15 protein-coding genes and 4 pseudogenes are annotated in these 16,003 nt (G+C 69.5%); 8 read left to right on the top strand and 11 right to left on the bottom strand.

Annotated features, from left to right (window positions below; translation table 11 throughout):
* Positions 1 to 173: 173 nt before the first annotated feature.
* The 5 genes and pseudogenes from I6A60_RS16320 to I6A60_RS16300 all read right to left on the bottom strand — a co-directional run bounded on the left by I6A60_RS16320 (position 174) and on the right by I6A60_RS16300 (position 3,940).
* A complete protein-coding gene (locus tag I6A60_RS16320; protein ID WP_203014952.1) occupies positions 174 to 485 on the bottom strand; it encodes an SHOCT domain-containing protein in 312 nt (103 codons plus the stop codon).
* A 357-nt stretch (positions 486 to 842) separates the two neighbouring features.
* Positions 843 to 1,310 (bottom strand): annotated as a pseudogene (locus I6A60_RS41705) (MFS transporter); the annotation flags it as partial.
* Between the two features lie 8 nt (positions 1,311 to 1,318).
* Positions 1,319 to 2,302: pseudogene (locus I6A60_RS16310) on the bottom strand (flavoprotein); the annotation flags it as partial.
* A 71-nt stretch (positions 2,303 to 2,373) separates the two neighbouring features.
* Positions 2,374 to 3,159 carry an SDR family oxidoreductase gene (locus I6A60_RS16305; RefSeq protein WP_203014948.1) on the bottom strand — a complete coding sequence of 262 codons (786 nt, stop codon included), beginning with the start codon at positions 3,157 to 3,159 and terminating at the stop codon, positions 2,374 to 2,376.
* Positions 3,160 to 3,268: 109 nt separating this feature from the next.
* The gene (locus tag I6A60_RS16300; protein WP_238435567.1) at positions 3,269 to 3,940 is read right to left on the bottom strand and encodes a TetR/AcrR family transcriptional regulator; all 672 of its coding nucleotides are present in this window, start codon (positions 3,938 to 3,940) and stop codon (positions 3,269 to 3,271) included.
* 986 nt (positions 3,941 to 4,926) lie between these two features.
* Here I6A60_RS16300 and I6A60_RS16295 point away from each other — a divergent pair.
* Together I6A60_RS16295 and I6A60_RS16290 are read left to right on the top strand one after the other, a co-directional pair.
* Complete coding sequence (locus I6A60_RS16295; protein WP_203014946.1) at positions 4,927 to 6,207, top strand: PQQ-binding-like beta-propeller repeat protein; 1,281 nt, start codon at positions 4,927 to 4,929, stop codon at positions 6,205 to 6,207.
* 176 nt (positions 6,208 to 6,383) lie between these two features.
* A pseudogene (locus tag I6A60_RS16290) lies at positions 6,384 to 6,830 on the top strand (sigma-70 family RNA polymerase sigma factor); the annotation flags it as partial.
* 46 nt (positions 6,831 to 6,876) lie between these two features.
* Here I6A60_RS16290 and I6A60_RS16285 read toward each other — a convergent pair.
* Positions 6,877 to 7,752, bottom strand: a complete 876-nt coding sequence (locus tag I6A60_RS16285; RefSeq protein WP_203014944.1) for a ZIP family metal transporter — start codon at positions 7,750 to 7,752, stop codon at positions 6,877 to 6,879.
* 308 nt (positions 7,753 to 8,060) lie between these two features.
* Between I6A60_RS16285 and I6A60_RS16280 the strand changes: the two genes are divergently transcribed.
* From I6A60_RS16280 to I6A60_RS16270, 3 genes are all read left to right on the top strand, one after another.
* Positions 8,061 to 8,720, top strand: a complete 660-nt coding sequence (locus tag I6A60_RS16280) for a hypothetical protein (protein WP_238435565.1) — start codon at positions 8,061 to 8,063, stop codon at positions 8,718 to 8,720.
* A 513-nt stretch (positions 8,721 to 9,233) separates the two neighbouring features.
* A complete protein-coding gene (locus tag I6A60_RS16275; protein WP_203015080.1) occupies positions 9,234 to 9,575 on the top strand; it encodes a sulfite exporter TauE/SafE family protein in 342 nt (113 codons plus the stop codon).
* A 130-nt stretch (positions 9,576 to 9,705) separates the two neighbouring features.
* On the top strand, positions 9,706 to 10,803 hold the full coding sequence (locus I6A60_RS16270; RefSeq protein ID WP_238435564.1) for a sulfite oxidase: 1,098 nt from the start codon (positions 9,706 to 9,708) through the stop codon (positions 10,801 to 10,803).
* Positions 10,804 to 10,824: 21 nt separating this feature from the next.
* Here I6A60_RS16270 and I6A60_RS16265 read toward each other — a convergent pair whose 3' ends face one another.
* The gene (locus tag I6A60_RS16265; RefSeq protein WP_203014943.1) at positions 10,825 to 11,037 is read right to left on the bottom strand and encodes a hypothetical protein; all 213 of its coding nucleotides are present in this window, start codon (positions 11,035 to 11,037) and stop codon (positions 10,825 to 10,827) included.
* An 872-nt stretch (positions 11,038 to 11,909) separates the two neighbouring features.
* Between I6A60_RS16265 and I6A60_RS16260 the strand changes: the two genes are divergently transcribed.
* A complete protein-coding gene (locus I6A60_RS16260) occupies positions 11,910 to 12,152 on the top strand; it encodes a hypothetical protein (protein ID WP_203014940.1) in 243 nt (80 codons plus the stop codon).
* Positions 12,153 to 12,209: 57 nt separating this feature from the next.
* Positions 12,210 to 13,157: a HEAT repeat domain-containing protein gene (locus tag I6A60_RS16255; protein WP_203014937.1), complete on the top strand. Its 948-nt coding sequence runs from the start codon at positions 12,210 to 12,212 to the stop codon at positions 13,155 to 13,157.
* 245 nt (positions 13,158 to 13,402) lie between these two features.
* Here I6A60_RS16255 and I6A60_RS41700 read toward each other — a convergent pair whose 3' ends face one another.
* Complete coding sequence (locus I6A60_RS41700; RefSeq protein ID WP_307873709.1) at positions 13,403 to 14,242, bottom strand: recombinase family protein; 840 nt, start codon at positions 14,240 to 14,242, stop codon at positions 13,403 to 13,405.
* A gap of 4 nt (positions 14,243 to 14,246) precedes the next feature.
* Positions 14,247 to 14,333 (bottom strand): hypothetical protein, encoded by an 87-nt coding sequence (locus I6A60_RS42810; RefSeq protein ID WP_307873717.1) that lies wholly within the window; start codon positions 14,331 to 14,333, stop codon positions 14,247 to 14,249.
* A gap of 41 nt (positions 14,334 to 14,374) precedes the next feature.
* On the opposite strand from I6A60_RS42810, the gene I6A60_RS41695 reads away from it, so the two are divergent.
* The gene (locus I6A60_RS41695; RefSeq protein ID WP_238435563.1) at positions 14,375 to 14,746 is read left to right on the top strand and encodes a hypothetical protein; all 372 of its coding nucleotides are present in this window, start codon (positions 14,375 to 14,377) and stop codon (positions 14,744 to 14,746) included.
* A 257-nt stretch (positions 14,747 to 15,003) separates the two neighbouring features.
* On the opposite strand, the gene I6A60_RS16245 is transcribed toward I6A60_RS41695, so the two are convergent.
* Positions 15,004 to 15,366, bottom strand: coding sequence for a hypothetical protein (locus I6A60_RS16245; RefSeq protein WP_203014935.1), 363 nt, complete (start codon positions 15,364 to 15,366; stop codon positions 15,004 to 15,006).
* 342 nt (positions 15,367 to 15,708) lie between these two features.
* Positions 15,709 to 16,003, bottom strand: a pseudogene (locus tag I6A60_RS16240) (gfo/Idh/MocA family oxidoreductase); the annotation flags it as partial.

Raw genomic sequence — 16,003 nt, 5'->3', positions numbered from 1 at the left:
TCAGCCGGCGCCACGTGGCAGCACGTGCATGACGGGAAGCCCGGCCAAAAGTGCCCAGACACCGACGAATCGGGACGCCGACCCGCCCGGCCACGAACTTCCTTGGGTATCTCCCGCTACGCCGCATGGTAGCCAAAGACGTGATCATCCTGACGGGGCACTCGGCAGGGCGGTCAGTGTTTGACGAGGCGATCGGCCGTCTCGCGCAGCGTCGCCAGGCGGGCGTGGTATTCCCGTTCGTCGATCTCGCCGCGGGCGAACCGGTCAGCGAGGACCTGCTCGGGCGACGGACCAGCCGGGCCGCCGCCCGCAGGCGGACCGGCGGGTGGCTGCGTCGGAGTACGACCTCGCCCACCGGGGTGGATCAGCGCTCGTACCAGCAGTACAGCCCCGACGATGACCACGACCCAGAACAGCAACATGCCCACCGACATGGCGAACCAGCCCCAGCCGTGCATCCCATGGTCGTCGTACCAGTACATCATCGCCGTCACCTCCCGGACAGAGCGGATGGACGACCTCAACCTGGCAGCGCCCCCGCGCTTCCGGCTACCTCCACAGTGCTCCCTCGAACGCGGGAGCGCAGGGGCTGGAGGCCCCGGAACACTGGGCCGAACCGATCACCGCCGTGCGCCAGGCGACCGTTCCCTCCAGCGGCCCGGGAGGGAACGTTTCCTACCTGCGGCCGTCTCCGCTATCCGCGGACGAGCCGGAGGGTGCGGGCCGCTCGATCGCGACTGGGGTGAGGGTGCGGGTCTCGAAGCACCGGACGAGGAAACTGACCGACAGTCAGGCGGCGACGATCGCGCCGAAGACGACCTCTGACGGAGGCGACGCCGTGAGATCGTGCTCGCGAAGCCCGCCGCGAGCGTGAGGGTGGTCAGGGCGCGGACCCGATGGGGTCCGTACCAGCTGGTGAGCGCGGCGAAGGCTGGTGGGTAGAACACGCCGGCCATCGCCACGCCCGCGACCAGCCACGCGGCGAGGAACCAGCCATACGACGGCGCCTCGGCCACCCCTGCCAGCGCGGCGACAGCCAGGACCGAGCCCGCGGTCATCACCGGCCGCGGGCCGCGCCGGCCCAGAACGCGCCCGACCGGCACGCCAGCCACCGCGCCCAGCAGGTTCCCCGCCGAGAACGCCGCGGTCACGGCCGTGCGCGACCAGCCGGTGTCCGCGGCGATCCCTTCGGCGAGGACGGGGAACGCGTAGTAGAGCACTCCGTAGCTGACGATCGTGGTTACGCACAGTGCTGTCAGGGCCCGCCGGGGACCGGCCGCGGGCCCCGCTCCGGTGGAGATGTCGACCACCAGAGCACCTACGCCGACGCCGGAGCGCAGCCGATCGAGAGCAACTCGACCGGCGGCGCGCAGCAACCCCCGCCACCCTCGGTTCCTGCCGGGTCGTCCGCCAGACCGCCACCGGAGCAGACGCCGGTGTTCGGCAGCATCAGCTCGACGCGGGCTGCGGCCTCGTGGTCGCCGTCGAGTGCGGCGACCACACTGCGGACCTGTTCGTAGCCGGTCATCGCGAGGAACGTCGGCGCCCGGCCGTAGGACTTCATCCCGACCAGATACAGCCCGACCTCGGGGTGGGCGAGTTCCCGGGCGCCGTGCGGCATGACGGTGCCACACGAGTGCAAATTGGGATCAATCTCCGGTGCGAGCCGGACCGGGGCTTGCAGGATCGGGTCGAGGTCCAGGCGCATCTCGGACAGGAACGACAGGTCCGGCCGGAACCCGGTCACCGCCACCACCTGATCCGCCGGCGGCAGCTTGCGGCAATCCTGGGAGACCAGCACGACCTGCCCGTCCCGCAGATCCATCCGCTCCACGCGGAACCCGGTGACCAGGTCCACCAGCCCGTCGTCGACCGCTTGGCGGGAGCGGATTCCCAGAGCGCCGCGGGCTGGCAGGGCGTCGGCCGCACCGCCGCCGAACGCGTCGCCGACGGCGCCGCGCCGCAGTACCCAGCTGATCCGCGTGCCCGGCACCGTGCGGACGACCGCGGCGAGGTCGATGATCGCGGACATCGCCGAGTGGCCACTGCCGACCACCACCACGTGCCCGCCGGCCAGGGCCGCGACCTGCACGGGAGTTGGGGGCAGATAGGACAGCACACCCGCGTCGGCGGCCTCTCGCTCGCCGAACGCGGGCAGACCGTCCGCGCCGGCCGGGTTGGGCTGGCGCCAGGTGCCCGACGCGTCGATCACCGCGCGGACTGTGTGGCGCGTTTCGACGCCGTCGGGGTCGACAGTGTGGATCACGAACGGTGCTTCGTCCCGGCCCGCGCTGACCAGCCGGGGGCAGGTTGCGGCAAAATAGGGACCATTGGGAGATGTCCCGATGGGATTCGTCAAGCGGTGCGTGTGTCCTACAAGTTGTTTGGGCGGACCGACCGTTCGGCGATCTGGATAATGGCGGACCGGGGCATCGCCCTGGGCAGTCCCGCGATGATCTTGTTGGTGGGACCGTCGACGACCGATGGCCGGCCTTTCTCGAGGCCGCGCAGCGCCGTGGCTACAACCTGCTGCGGCGTGCGGCGGCGGCCGACCGATGCCTCCTCGGCGCCGACCACGTCGAAGAACGAGGTGTCGGTGGCGCCGGGGGACACTGCCAGGACGCGGACGCCGGCTGGCTTCGCCTCGGCCCACAGGGCTTCGGTGAAGGAAAGGACGAAGGCCTTGGTCGCGCCGTAGACGGCCATGTGGGCCACGGGCTGGTAGGCGGCGGTGCTTGCGACGTTGATGATGATGCCCTGGTGGCGTGCGGTCATCGCGGGCAGGAATCGTGTTGTCAGGTCCACGACGGCGAGGGTGTTCAGTCGTATCTGCGCCCTCAGCCGGGCCGGGTCGGCCGTCGCGACGTCTCCATGGGTGGCGAATCCGGCGTTGTTGACGAGGATGTCGACGGGCCGGTTGGCAGCGTCCAGCCGGTGGGAGATCTCGTCGACCGCGTCGGATTGCTCGAGGTCGACGGCGATCAGCTCGGCGTGCACCGCGTGGCGGCGCGTGATCTCCACCGCGTTCGCCCGTAGCTTGTCCTCGCTGCGGGCGACCAGCACGACGTCGGCACCTCGGGCGGCGAACTCGTGGGCGAAGGCCAGGCCGATGCCGCCCGACGCGCCGGTCACCAGGGCAGTCTGTCCGCGAAGGTCCATGATCTGTCTCCATACCATCTGGTCGGTTTGTTTTGACGCCATGCATGCTTGATCGAGCGCGAGCGCATCGGCCCACCCGTGAGTGAGCGCCAGCAGGCCGGTCCGGGTCCTAGCTGTCAGTGCTTCCTGGGCGTTCCCGGGGGCTGCCCAGGCCCGGTTCGTGTAGAGCCATTTCGACGAGTCTGTTCAGGGTGTTTGCGCGATGGGGGAACCTCGAGGCGGCCCGGGGGCCGTCGAGGATGTCGGACATCGACTTCAGGCCGTCGAACGCCGCGACCAGCACGACGGCGACGTCGTCAGGGTCCAGGTCGGCCCGCAGGTCACCGTCGTCCTGGCCCCGGCGCACTATGTCCGCGACCATCCCCACCCATTCCGCCATCGGCTCACCGACGATGTTGGTCAGCGTGGGTTCGGTGGCCAGCTCCCTGGTCAGCCTGGTGACGCTCCATGCCCCGGACTCGTTGGCAATCAGATCGAGCATCGCCGGCAACAGGGCGCCCAGCTGGTCGACGGCGCGGGGCTCGGCCGCCAGTCGAGTGGTGATCCGGTCCAGCCAGCGGGTCTTCTGGTCCGTCAGCACGGCGAGCGCGAGGTCCGCCTTGGAACGGAAGTAGAAGTAGAAGGCACCCTTGGTCAGGCCCGACGCCTCGATCAGATCCGCCATCGTCGTGCCCGCGTAGCCACGCTCCGCGAACACTCGTCCCGCGGTCTTGAGCAGGAAGGCGCGGGTCGCCTCCCCCTTCGCGGTCGCCGGCACCATCGCCGCGGTCTCACCAGCCATGAGACCAGAATAAACCAACCGGACGGTATGTCAAGGGTTCGGCGCAGCCAGGGTGGGCGAGGATGTTCACGCCGACCTGTGCCACGCCACCCTGACCGGCCTGCGGGCGGCTGACCTCGACCTGGCGGGCGCGGACTCACCGACGCCCACCTGATGCGCCCCCGCATCTCGGGCGCACGCCTCACCGCAAGCCGCCGGAACCACGCTGCCCGACTCCGTACGAGAGCGTTTCGTGATCTTCAAACAGGCCCGCTGACCGTGCGGCCCGCCTCGCGGCTTGCGAGGTTCCTCGCGGAGTCAGGCTCGTGGCCCCGACGAGTTGGTCATGGCGGCGTCGGTATCGGCGAAAGCCCACCCGCCCGAGGCGATGACGTGATCGACAAGTGCGGTGTGGGGCCCGATCTGCCAGAGGGCGGTGAAGGGATCCCGGTGACCAGAAGATCAACAACGAACCTCATCGGGGCCCTCGCCCCATCCCCCAACTCCACAAGATCATTCTATCCTCTGGCCCAGGGATGTAAAGAAAACAGGATCACGAGACACTAGCCGAAACGCGCGCGGCTCAGGACCGCTCGCGGCCTGGCGCCGCATAGCGCGACGAACTCCGGACATGCTCTCACCCGCAGGGTGGCCTACCGCAGTGATGTGACTCCAAAACGTAGCCGAGGTCGGGCCGGATGGGCGTTTTAAGAGTTCTCACGACGGGTTGCCCAGCTCAGGCCCCCGGACCGTCCAGATGCACCCCACAAGGCATCCGCGCATTGGCATATTTCATGCCATTCCCGATTAGTGTGGCCACCATGCTGCGGGCATGCGTGGGCTGGGTGTCGAACCATCCGGGTTGGCGGTCCGTGCCGCCGGTGGCCGGGGCAGCGCTTCTGCTGGCCGGGTGCGCAGGCTCGGCGACGCCTTCATCCTCGACCGGTGCGGCTGCGCCGCCGTCCGCGACCAGCGTGGTGTCCGGCGCTTCGGCGCCGACGGGATCGGTGGCGGGTTGGCTTGGCTACCAGGCGCCGGGAGGCGATCAGCGGCGTTACGGCGCGGTGAGCGACGCCGCCGGGCTCGACGAGCCGCATAAGGTCTGGACCGCCCCCCTCGGCGGCGAGGTCCACGGCCAGGTGCTCGCGACCGATTCCGCGATCATCGCCGCGACCGAGACCAACCGGGTCGTGGCGCTGCGTCCGGCCGACGGTACCCAGCTCTGGTCGACGTCACTGGGCCGTCCACTGACGAACGTCGTGCAGGTCGCCGGCTGCGGCAGCATCGACCCGCTCGGCGTTACCAGCACGCCCGTGATCGACCCGGCGACCGGCACCGTCTTCGTCGTCGCGGAGATCGTCGACAACGGAGCCGTACACCACGAACTGTTCGGCCTCTCGCTGAGCACCGGAGCAATCCGGATGAGCGCCGACGTCGACCCCCCGCTGCCCGCCAATGAACCAACCAAGAACCTGTTGCAGCGCGCCTCGCTGGCGCTGGTGGACGGCCGGGTCTACATCCCCTTCGGCGGCAACAACGGCGACTGCGGGCATTACCACGGCTGGCTCGTGTCAGTCACCGAGACCGGCACCGGCAAGCAGGCCTTCGAGGTGGCCTCCGACGGCGAAGGCGGCGCGATCTGGCAGGGCGGCGGCGCGCCCGCGGTCGACACCGACCACACGCTTTACGTCACGACCGGCAACGCCAACCCATTCCCGGCCGAGAACGGCCCTGACCCCTTGAAATTCGCGGAAAGCGCCGTCGCACTCAGCCCGGCGCTACGACCGCTCGCCAGCTTCAAGGACCCCGAGGCCAACCAGGACCTGGATCTCTCCACCGGCAACCCCGTCGTACTGCCAGGTGGCGAGATCTTCACCGTCGGCAAGACCCAGGTCGCCTTCTTCCTACGCGCCGGTTCGCTGGCGAAACTGGCCGCCGTACGTGGCGTGTGCGGCAGCAACCCCAATGGCGGACCGGCCTACGACCCACGTACCCGACGGCTGTTCGTTCCGTGCCGCGGCGACGGCGTACAGATGATCGACGTCGCCAGCCACCAACTGCTGTCGAAGCTCCCGCACGGTGACGGGCCACCGATCGTCGTGGGGCCGCAGGTCTGGGTCATCGACCACAGCAACGGCACGTTGTATGGCTATGAGACCAGCACAGGCCGCCTCCTGCGGTCGGTGCGGCTCGACGCGCAGATACCGATCTTCGACGGGCCCAGCTACGCCGCCGGCACCCTGCTGATCCCCACCAGCACCGGCGTGACCGCGCTGCGCGGGACCTGACCAAGCCGAGACCACAGCGCCAGCCGCCCCAACCGTTGAACCTATCGGCCCGGAATTACGTGTTACTGGGAATGGGCGTCATAGTGCTTCGGAATGAAGGCTGACCGGTGAGTCGGGCGCTCCCGCAGGGTGGCGGCCGGTCGGGCTCCTCGGAGAACGTGAGCGACGACAACCTGCTGCGCGCGTTGCACGACCAGCACGCTGGCGCACTGTGGACCTATGTCGTGGGGCTGACCGGCGGCGACCGGGTGCGGGCCCAGGACATCGTGCAGGAGACCCTGCTGCGAGCCTGGCGTAACCCGCGGGTGCTCGATCCGGCCGGTGGTTCGCCGCGGCCGTGGCTGTTCACGGTGGCCAGGCGCATCGCCATCGACGAGTGGCGCGCTGCCCGCAGCCGGCCGGAGACGGTGACCGACCACATCCCCGAGCAGCCCGTCGGCGACCCGGCGGAGCACGTAGTCGATCGCCAACTGGTGGCGGTCGCGCTGCGCCGGCTGTCCAAGGAGCACCAGGACGTGCTGCGGGAATGCTACTTCCGGGGCAGCTCGGTCGGCCAGGCCGCGCAGGCCCTGGGCGTCCCGCCGGGCACGGTGAAGTCGCGCACCCGTGACGCCCGCCGTGCCGCCGAGACCGCTGCGACGATCCCTCCGGTGGTCATCGCGGCGAGGTTCAGGCGCCGGCGGCTGTCACGATGGCGTCGGTCGCGAACCCGGCGAGCAGGCCGAGTAGCAGCCCGGTGGCGAGTAGGCCGGGTCGGCGTGCCTTGGCCGCCACGCCCAACAGCTGGATCACCACGTAGAGGATCGACCCGGCGGCCAGGGTGAGGAACACGACGCTGACCGGTTCACTGGTGAAGCCGTGCCCGACCGCCGTACCGACGAAGGTCGGGCCGCCACCGATCAGGCCGAGCAGCAGGAGGAACGCCACCGTAGGCCGGGTCTGCTCAGCCTCACCGTCGCTAGCCAGCGGGGCGACGATACCGAAGCCCTCGGTCGCGTTGTGCAGCCCGAAGCCGACCACCAGCAGGGTCGCGAGGGCCAGCTCGCCGCGGGCCGCCGACTGCCCGATCGCCAGGCCCTCGGCGAAGTTGTGCAGCCCGATCCCGACCGCGATCATCAGCGCCAGCCGCCGCTCGGGCGACCAGGCAGACAGCCGCCCCGGCCGGGCGTCCAACTCGGCCGCGGCCGCCGCGCCCGGGCCGAACCGTCTCGGCGCGTCCTTGTCGCGGCCGACACGTCCCATCCACTGCTCATAGGCCACCAGCGATCCCAGGCCCACCGTGAGTCCCACCGCGAACAGCGCACCGTAGCCGAACACGGGCGCCAGACCGCCCGAGTGATCGTGCACCTTGCCCAGTGCGGTGTCGATCGGCTCCCAGGCGTGCGTCAGCACGTCCCACACCAGGAACAGCAGGATCCCGATCGCGAGCGCGTTCAGCGTGGCCCGCAGACCGGGCGCCGGTCGGCGCAGCCGCCCCACCGGCAACCCGAGCAGGATCGTCACACCCGCGATGAACCCCAGCAGCAGCGTCTTCGACAGACTCACGCCGAACTCCTAGTTAGGCAAGCTTAACCTACATCCGCGCGGGTTAGGTTTGCTTAACGGTCAGCCAGAGTCAAGCGACCCCGGGTCGACTCCTTGACGACCGCGTCGTTTCGGGAGCGGTACGGCGCGGAGATCCGCGGTCTGGTCGAGGACACCGACATCCGCCTGCGGACCGTCCTGGACCTGATCGGGGGTGCCGCGCGCGCCTGGAGCGGGCCATCGTTCCAGCCGAAGGGACCGAACGCGTTCGCCGTCGCCTGCAGGCGACGGTCGCCACCACCTGGGTCTGTTGGTGCGCTGGATTCCTGGTGACGCCGGCCATCAACCGAGCACTGCTGGACCCTGAACCCGCACACGTGCCCTCGGGCGTGCGTTCGCTGCTGAACGCGTCGCTGGTCGCCATCGCGGTGAGCGCCGCACTGATCGTCGTCGCCTCGGTTCCCATCCTGCGGGTATTTCTGGTAGCCGCCCGCCGGGGCGAATGGCCGATCGTCCGTCCGTTGCTGATCGCGGTGCTCGCGGTCGTGGTGGATCTGCTGGGTCTCGCCGGGCTCGTCGCCTGGCGGCGGACGTATCCGCCGATCGCGCAGAACCCGCACTTCTCCGGCCTGTTCGTCGGCGCGTTGGTCGCCTGGACGTTTGGGTTCGTGTGCACCCTGGTCGCCGCCGGCGTCGGGCCAGCGCTCGCCACGACCCGAGCTGCGCCGCCAACTCGCGCGCTACGCCTGCCCGGACTAGTGGCTCTTCCCATCGCCGCGCTGCTGACCGTCGCCACCGCGGCGTCCACGGCAGCCGTCGTCCTAATGCTGTGGAACGCGCACGCTGGAGAGGCCGGAGCGCCGGGGCTGACCTTCGTCGGCCTGGTCTTGGTCACCGCGATCGGCGCCTCGGTCGGGGCTCTCATCACGGCGCTCCGGGGTCTGCGTCCCGCGTTGGGGGCGTCCCGGGTGTCTAGCCTTCTGCGCTGACTCCTTCGTCTTAATCTGCGCACCGACGACCTGATTACCGCTAACCGCTTCGTCGCCGCCCACTGGGCAGGCTGATCGCTGTCCGATGCGGGGCCCTAGCAACGCGCCCGCGGGTCAATGCACATCCCGCGACGAGCCCCGGGCACGCCGCCGGGCGTGAGATCATGCACGACCGGATGCCGTGTCGGACCCCTCCAGGGACCCAGGCGACGCCGGCCTGCCGCTCCCCAGCTACCCGTATGTTTCGACATCAGCATGCCTTGGCCTCACATGCTCGCGGACCGGGACAGGCCGGCGATCGGTTGCGCCTGCCGGGGCCACCCACTCCTCCACGGAGAGGGCTCCCTCGTCGCCGAACGTCTCGCCTGGCTTACCGCGAGTTCTCCGCCGAGCGCTCGCCCTTCACCGATGCGAGGGCGCGGGGCGGACGTCGCAGCGGCAGACAGGCCCGGTCGGCGTCGCGTCACACGGTGATCCAGCGCCACGCGGTCTACCGACGTCGTCCGGCGACCGCTGGGCCTGTTCGGGGTCGGCGGCGGGTTCGTCGTCATCCCGGCCCTCGTCGTGCTCCTCGGTCTGCCCATGCCCACCGCGGTCGGCACCTCCCTCGCCATCATCGTGATCAATTCGGGTGCCGGGTTCGTCGCCCGCGCTGGCGACACCGAGCTTGACTACCGGGTCACCGGCGCGTTCACCGCCGCCGCGGTCATCGGTTCGCTGGCCGCCGGCCGGGTCGCGACCGGGCTGCCGGCACAGCGCCTCAGCAGGGCCTTCGCCTACGTTGTCCTCGGCGTCGCGGTGTTCGTCGCCGCGCAGGCCGTCCTGAACCCGCCCGCCAGCGGCGGACCCGGGTGAAATCCCGCTTCCGGGACCTGCTGACCTTGCGGATGCCGCTCGGCCCGGCGGCCCCGACGTCGCCGAAGCCTGTTCGGCCCTCGACCTCACGGGAAGGAAACGACCCGGGGCCGACGGGACGGGGGCGACGATGAGGTGGGACAAGCGCGACGACATGCTCGTGCACGAGTGGGAGCCGTTCAACGCCGAGCCGCCGCCCGCTGCGCTCGCTGACGCCCCGCTCACCCCGGTCGAGGCGTTCTACAGCCGCAACCACGGGCCCATCCCGCAGCTGGAGGGCGACCGGTGGAGCCTTGGGGTGACTGGGCTGGTGGAGCGTCCGCTGACCGTGTCGTTGTCCGATCTGCGCCGCGACTTCGCGCCGTGCACGCTCGCGGTGACGTTGCAGTGCGCCGGCAACCGGCGCGCCGGGATGATCGCCGTGCGGGCCATCCCCGGGGAGGACCCCTGGCGGGACGGCGCCACGTCCACCGCCGAGTGGACCGGTGTCCGGCTCGCCGACGTCCTGGCCGCAGCGGGCCCGGCGGACGCCGCCCGTCACGTGGCGTTCGAGGCGGTCGACGTCTCGCCGCTCGCGGACCCCCCACAGCGCTACGGCGGCTCCATCCCAATCGCCAAGGCGATGGCGCCGGAGGTGCTGCTGGCCTGGGCGATGAACGGCAGACCGCTGCCCGCCGCGCACGGCGCGCCGCTGCGGGTCATCGTGCCCGGCTACATCGGCGCGCGCAGCGTCAAATGGGTCCGACGCGTCACGGTGCGCGCCGAGCCATCGGACAACTACTTCCAAGCGGTCGCCTACCGGCTGCTGCCCCCGGACACCGACCCCGACCGGGCCGGCCCGGATGCCGGACCGTCGCTGGGACCGATCGCGCTCAACAGCGCGATCCTGCGCCCCGCCGACGACGCCACACTGCCACCCGGCCCGACCACGGTCAGCGGCTACGCACTGGCCGGGGAGAATCGCCGGGTGGTCCGGGTGGACCTGTCCGCCGACGGCGGCCGAAACTGGCGGCAGGCCGCGCTCGACCCGAGACCCGGCTCGTACACCTGGCAGCTCTGGCATGCCGACCTCACCCTCGCGCCCGCGACGGACACCGAACTGGTCGCACGGGCCTGGGACGACACCGGCGCCCTGCAACCCACATCGGCCGAGTCGCTGTGGAACCCGATGGGATATGTCAACAACTCCTGGCCCCGCGCCACGATCCACACCTCGGCCGCAACCTGAACCGATCAGCGCGGTGACGGATCAGGAGAGACTGGCGCCCCCGACCTGCCGGGCAACCCGGCCCAGCACGCGGACGTTCCTGGACGTCCTGGCGACCGGGCTCGCCGCGGGCGGTGTCGGCATCGTGGCCACGGAGATCTCGCGCCCGTAGGTCGTGTGCAGCGCCGCACGCGACGCGCGCGGCCAGGACCCGACGACCCGCCACGCAACCCGATCACGCTCTGCCTCAGCCATGAGGGCCAGGCTCTCGGAGCGAGGACGTTCGTCGTGGGCAACGAGAGGCCGTCGGGCGAAGCGACCTAGCAGGACCCTTGCGTTAGGGCCGCTCACCCCAGGTGATCTCAGGTCCGTTGCGCCGGCCAAAGGCACGACTCGATCCACCTGTTCTGGGCAAGTTAGCAGTACGCGCCCCACTCGCCGCGCGCGGCCGGGACCCGACGGCCCGCCGCGCAGCCGCCTGCACGCGGCGCGGGAGCGCCGGACTGCCACTCGCCCGCGCCCGTCGGAGTGTCGCACCACGCGAGCTGTAGCGATTGGCTGTCGCGACGTCGGTGACCACACCCGGACTCCTGCGGACGATCGTGGATCGGATAACCCCCACGCCCACGAGCGCTTCCAAGGTCAATGCGTCGCCCACTGCGCCTACGGACTGAATGCCTGCCTGTCGCGTTCATCGACCCGGAGGACGAGTGATACGTCGATGGTCGGTACGCCAAACTCGACGCGGCCCGCCGCGGCTTGGCACACGATGATCCGGAAGAGATCGGCCTTGAGTCGGAGACGGTCGGCCCCCGTGACGTCGCGGACTTCTCCGACGTCGAACTGCTTTTGTTGCGACCTTGATTTCGAGGCTTGCAACCGCGGGTTGGGGTCTGACGCATGGTCTGTGACCGCGAGCCCGCGAGCTGTCGAACGGCAAGCGTAGTGCAACGGGCGTGGACGGCCCGGGACACGGCCAAGCCCGTGACCCGCACCGGTAGACGCCGGCGAACGTCTGTGGACCGGAGCAAGACCGTGGCCAGGACCGGCGGAGTCCAGGGCGACGCGGATCGATCTTGCAATCGGGCGGTGCGGTTCCCGTTCGGTGGTGGGCGGATGATGCGGGCATGGAGGTCCTGAACGTCACGTCCGATGAGATCGAGGTCCGAATGTCGGATGCCGACGCCGTACTGATCAACAACGCGCTCAACGAGGTCTGTAACGGCGTTCATATCGCCGATCTTGAATTCCATGCGCGTCTTGGTGCCACCCGTGAGGAGGCTAGAGCACTACTTCGGACGATCAGTCAGGCGATCAACGTTATGGACTGCGGACGTCGGTGGCCCGTACCAGATGAGCCAGCCGATTGAAAATCGCCGAGGCGGATAAGATCAGTACCTGGTCGGGGTCGCCTATGAAAGCCGAGTGTGAAGGGGGTGGTTGAATTGTCGGCCCATTTCCCGGGAATCGAATCCTGGACCGAGAGCGACTTCGAGAGGTGCCGCTTGGGAAGGCTGTCCAACGAACGGTTCGACGACTTAGTGCTCCAGCTCGGTGTGCGGGCCTCCTTGGGCGCAGACTGGGCTTGTCGAAAACTGTTCAGGTGGCTTGAGGAGGAGCAGTCGGACACGCGGCGCGTCATGCTTCTCAAGGCTGCCGGCGGCTGCCCGTGCGCAGACTATCCAAAGGACCTGCTGGAGCAGCTGGTAAAGGTTCCGTACACCGACATCTGTGTCGAGGCGGCCTACCTGCTTGTCAAGACGGGCGACGAGGGCGAGCGTGCGGTCCTCGCGCTGCTGGGAAGCCTGTCAAAATACGGTCGGTCCCTATGTCTCGGTGTGCTCACTTACGGAACTGGAACCTTAGACGTGGAGGCCGTCGCGGCCTACGCCAACGACGCCGACTCCCACATCAGGAACGCCGCGCTCTACACGCTTGCGTTCAGGGGCGATTCTTCGTGCACTGATCACCTGATCGCTCCGCTGCAACGCCGTGACACCCTGACCAAGGAGGCCGCGCTCCACGCCCTGATCTGTGTCGGTGACGACCGTGCGGTCGACGCGGTCCTGCACCGGTACCGGCTGGACTCGGCCCGTCGCGCCGATGGCACCACCATCGTCTGGGAGCTGGAGCTGAACTACCTGGGCCAGCAGAGCGCCGCGCGACCAGATGCGTTCGCGGAGACCAGGTCCGTCACGGCGAGGCACTGGGCGAAACGCGACGAGACCGAGGTCGCCTGGATTCAGGCCCATCTTCCGCAGCTCGCACCGGACTTCCGTGGCCAGTTCGGCCCCCTGACGGAGGCCCGGCGAACCCAGCTACGCCACACGGTGCTGTCGCGCCTCCAACGAGACCTGGCCGACTCGGCACTGTAGGGGTGTGCCGCGGACGAGGCGGCGGTGCGCGGTGAGCCAGGCCAGGGTCCGTTCCGTCTGGGAGTGGAACCTCGACGGGGCCACAGAAATCTGCCCGAGGCGGCATCCATCGACAGCGAGAGACATGAGAGAGATCTTCCGAAGATCATTCTCATAATCCTCCGGTCGTGGGTCCGTAATCTGGCCGCCGCCGCCGGATCCGTTGGGGTGCAGCGGTCGAACCTGGTCGGCCAGGGGGACGAACGTCATCGCCGGCGCGCAGATTGCGTGTTGTGGTTGAGGGCGTCGGCCGCAGGGGAGTGGAGCGGTGTGGCGTCGCTCAACGGCCCGCGGTGGTGGCGCGGAGGCGGGTGTGGGCGCCGGCGCGTTCGGTGTTGACCTTGGCCAGTCCAGCGGGCGACGAGGTCGGCGTCGGTGCCGGCTTCGAGGGCGAGCCGGTAGCGCTCCAGTTTGGCGTCGCAGTCGGCGATGGTTCGCCGTGCCCGCTCGAGGTCGGCGTCGTGAGTGGTCGTGGCTTCGTCGTCCTGGGCGGCGGTGAGGGCGGCGATGGTCGCGGGTAGCCGTGATGGGACGAATGCCTGGGCGAGCCAGTGGTCGAGGTGGGGGACGATGAGCTCTTCGCGGACGTAGATGCTGCGGGGGTGGTGGACGTGGTTGGCGAGGGCGTACTGGTCGGGGTAGACGCAGCGGTAGTGGGGTTTGCCGTTGTTCCAGCTGCCCTGCATGCGTCGCTGGCACAGGCCGCAGTGCATGAGGCCGCGGAGCTGGTAGGGGTGGCGGGTGCGCTTGGGTTCGCGGGGGCCGCTCGGGTCGACTTTGCGGGCGTTGTAGCGAGCTTGGACCTGGGCGAAGGTCTCGTCGTCGACGAGTGGTTGGTGGACGACGGCGGCGGAGTAGATCCAGGCGTCGGGGTTGTTCCAGCGCATCCGGGTTTCGTAGCCGAGGGCGACGTCCTCGACGTCGAGGAGGACCTCGTCCTTGCGTTGGCGGTTCCAGACCTGGCGGCCGGTGTAGCGGGGGTTGGTCAGGATCGCGCGTAGCGCACCCTGGGACCAGGCGATGCCCGTTCGGTGCGGGTTACGCACCGGGTCATAGGCCGAGGCTGGGAATGCCGTCGGCAGTAAGCCCTTCGGCGATCGCGTACAGTCCGCGGCCTGCGGCGTATTCGCGGAAGATCCTGGCGATGGTCGGCTAGTGACCGGGTCGGGTTCTAGGACGTGGAGACGCCTGCCGTCGGCGGCCTTGGACGGGTTGGGATGGGGTCCGGCATCGGCGATGCGGTAGCCGTAGGGCGGCCGGCCGCCGAGGTAGCGCCCTTCGGTCTTGGCCTGGGCAGCCATGGCGCTGCGGACTCGGATCTTGATGCGGTTTCGTTTGCCTTTGGACATGCCGCCGAACACCAACATGATCAGGTCGTGGGCTTCAGAGTTCGGATCGATCGGCCCGCCGACCTCGGGGACCCAGAGTTGGGCGTCGTAGTGCACGAACAGGGGGAAGACCAGACCGAACTGGTTGCCGTAAAACGCCCGGTGAGGTTCGCCGATGACGACGGCATCGAAGCCGCGATCTGGCGCCTTCCCCGGGAGTGACCTCCATGAGGGCGCCGTGACGCCTCGGCGGTCGCGCGAGCATCGCCATGGCCGTCGCGCTGGCCTCCTCCGACCCGCCGAGGCTGGCTCCCGAACCAACAAACCGTAGGTTCGGCAGTCTCCGATGTCCTGAGACCGCCCGCGCGGGAGTTACACCGTTGTTCTTCTTACAGGCCCGGCGGAGGATCCCCGCGCGGGTGGGGAGGGACGACGCCCGGGCTGCCCACCCCGGCCGCGATGCGGGAGGGAAGGGTGTCTCAATGGATGGTCACGCGGAACCGCGGCGCGGTTCGTGGGCACCTGAGCGGACGACGCCAGGGACCTTCCCAGCTCGGGGTCTGGTGAAGCGTAGGTTCCCTTGTGCTCGCGAGGAGCGCGACGTTGGCGCAGACCATGAGGCGGCTCCAGCTCCAGCGGTCGGCGAGGATTCCTAAGGGCACCTCGAGCAGCAGGACGACCGCGGCGTGGGCGGCGGCCATGATGGCGACGGTTCGTGGGGTGAAGTCGATCTGCGTCATGAACAGTTTCTCGACCGGGACCCAGACGACCATCCCGGACAGGCCCACCGCGACCTGCAGAGGCATCAGCCGCCGGGCCAAATTGGGCGCGGTTGCGCTCATCTGTCGACGTCCGCGGGCGGCCGCTGTGGGGACGGTCCCGGCTCGGGTGCGGCGGCGATCTTTTCGCGTGCTCGTGCGCGGTAGCGGCCGGGTGGGAGGCCGCGGTGGCGGGTGAAGGCACAGGAGAACGCGTACTCGGAGGTATAGCCGACGGAGCGGGCGACGGTGTCGATCGGGTCGTCGGTGTCGCGTCGAGGCTCGCTATCGCGCGAACGGGCTGTTTGAAGATCGAGCAGGCGCCGAGGCGGGCTTGCCGGCCCGGCTGTCCTCCACACCCGCAGGCGCCCGTGTTCTCTTCTTCCGTGACCTCCCTTGCTGCTGCGGGGAAGCCGTGTGGGCCGTTCACGGGCGTGTGCGGATAGCCTCTGCCTCGCTGCGGAGTTGGTCCAGAACCTCGGCCACGGCGACGCCGTCGTCGAAGGACGGTGACGTCTGACGGCGGTCGCGGAGTGCCTGCGTGATCTCCGCGATCAACCCCTGCGCGCCCGGCAGGAGCGGATCGCCCGGAGGTGCGGGGAAGGAGAACTGTTCGGACTGCCCGTTGGACCGACGAACGGTAACCATGTGGTCGTCGCGGATCTCGATCGCGCCCGCACTGCCCAGGATTCGCACCGTCTGCGGGAACGTCACCGAGGTG

The sequence above is a fragment of the Frankia sp. AgB1.9 genome (assembly GCF_016786355.1).
Lineage (GTDB): Bacteria > Actinomycetota > Actinomycetes > Frankiales > Frankiaceae > Pseudofrankia.
The sequence above is the reverse complement of the archived record's forward strand: the minus strand, read 5'-3'. Positions and strand labels throughout refer to the sequence as shown.

Coding starts and splice junctions, on each gene's coding strand:
- I6A60_RS16270 (WP_238435564.1), top strand. CDS start 9,706: ATGAGGTGGGACAAGCGCGACGACATGCTCGTGCACGAGTGGGAGCCG.
- I6A60_RS16305 (WP_203014948.1), bottom strand. CDS start 3,159: ATGGACCTTCGCGGACAGACTGCCCTGGTGACCGGCGCGTCGGGCGGC.
- I6A60_RS16300 (WP_238435567.1), bottom strand. CDS start 3,940: ATGGCTGGTGAGACCGCGGCGATGGTGCCGGCGACCGCGAAGGGGGAG.
- I6A60_RS16320 (WP_203014952.1), bottom strand. CDS start 485: ATGATGTACTGGTACGACGACCATGGGATGCACGGCTGGGGCTGGTTC.
- I6A60_RS16260 (WP_203014940.1), top strand. CDS start 11,910: ATGGAGGTCCTGAACGTCACGTCCGATGAGATCGAGGTCCGAATGTCG.
- I6A60_RS16245 (WP_203014935.1), bottom strand. CDS start 15,366: ATGAGCGCAACCGCGCCCAATTTGGCCCGGCGGCTGATGCCTCTGCAG.
- I6A60_RS16265 (WP_203014943.1), bottom strand. CDS start 11,037: ATGGCTGAGGCAGAGCGTGATCGGGTTGCGTGGCGGGTCGTCGGGTCC.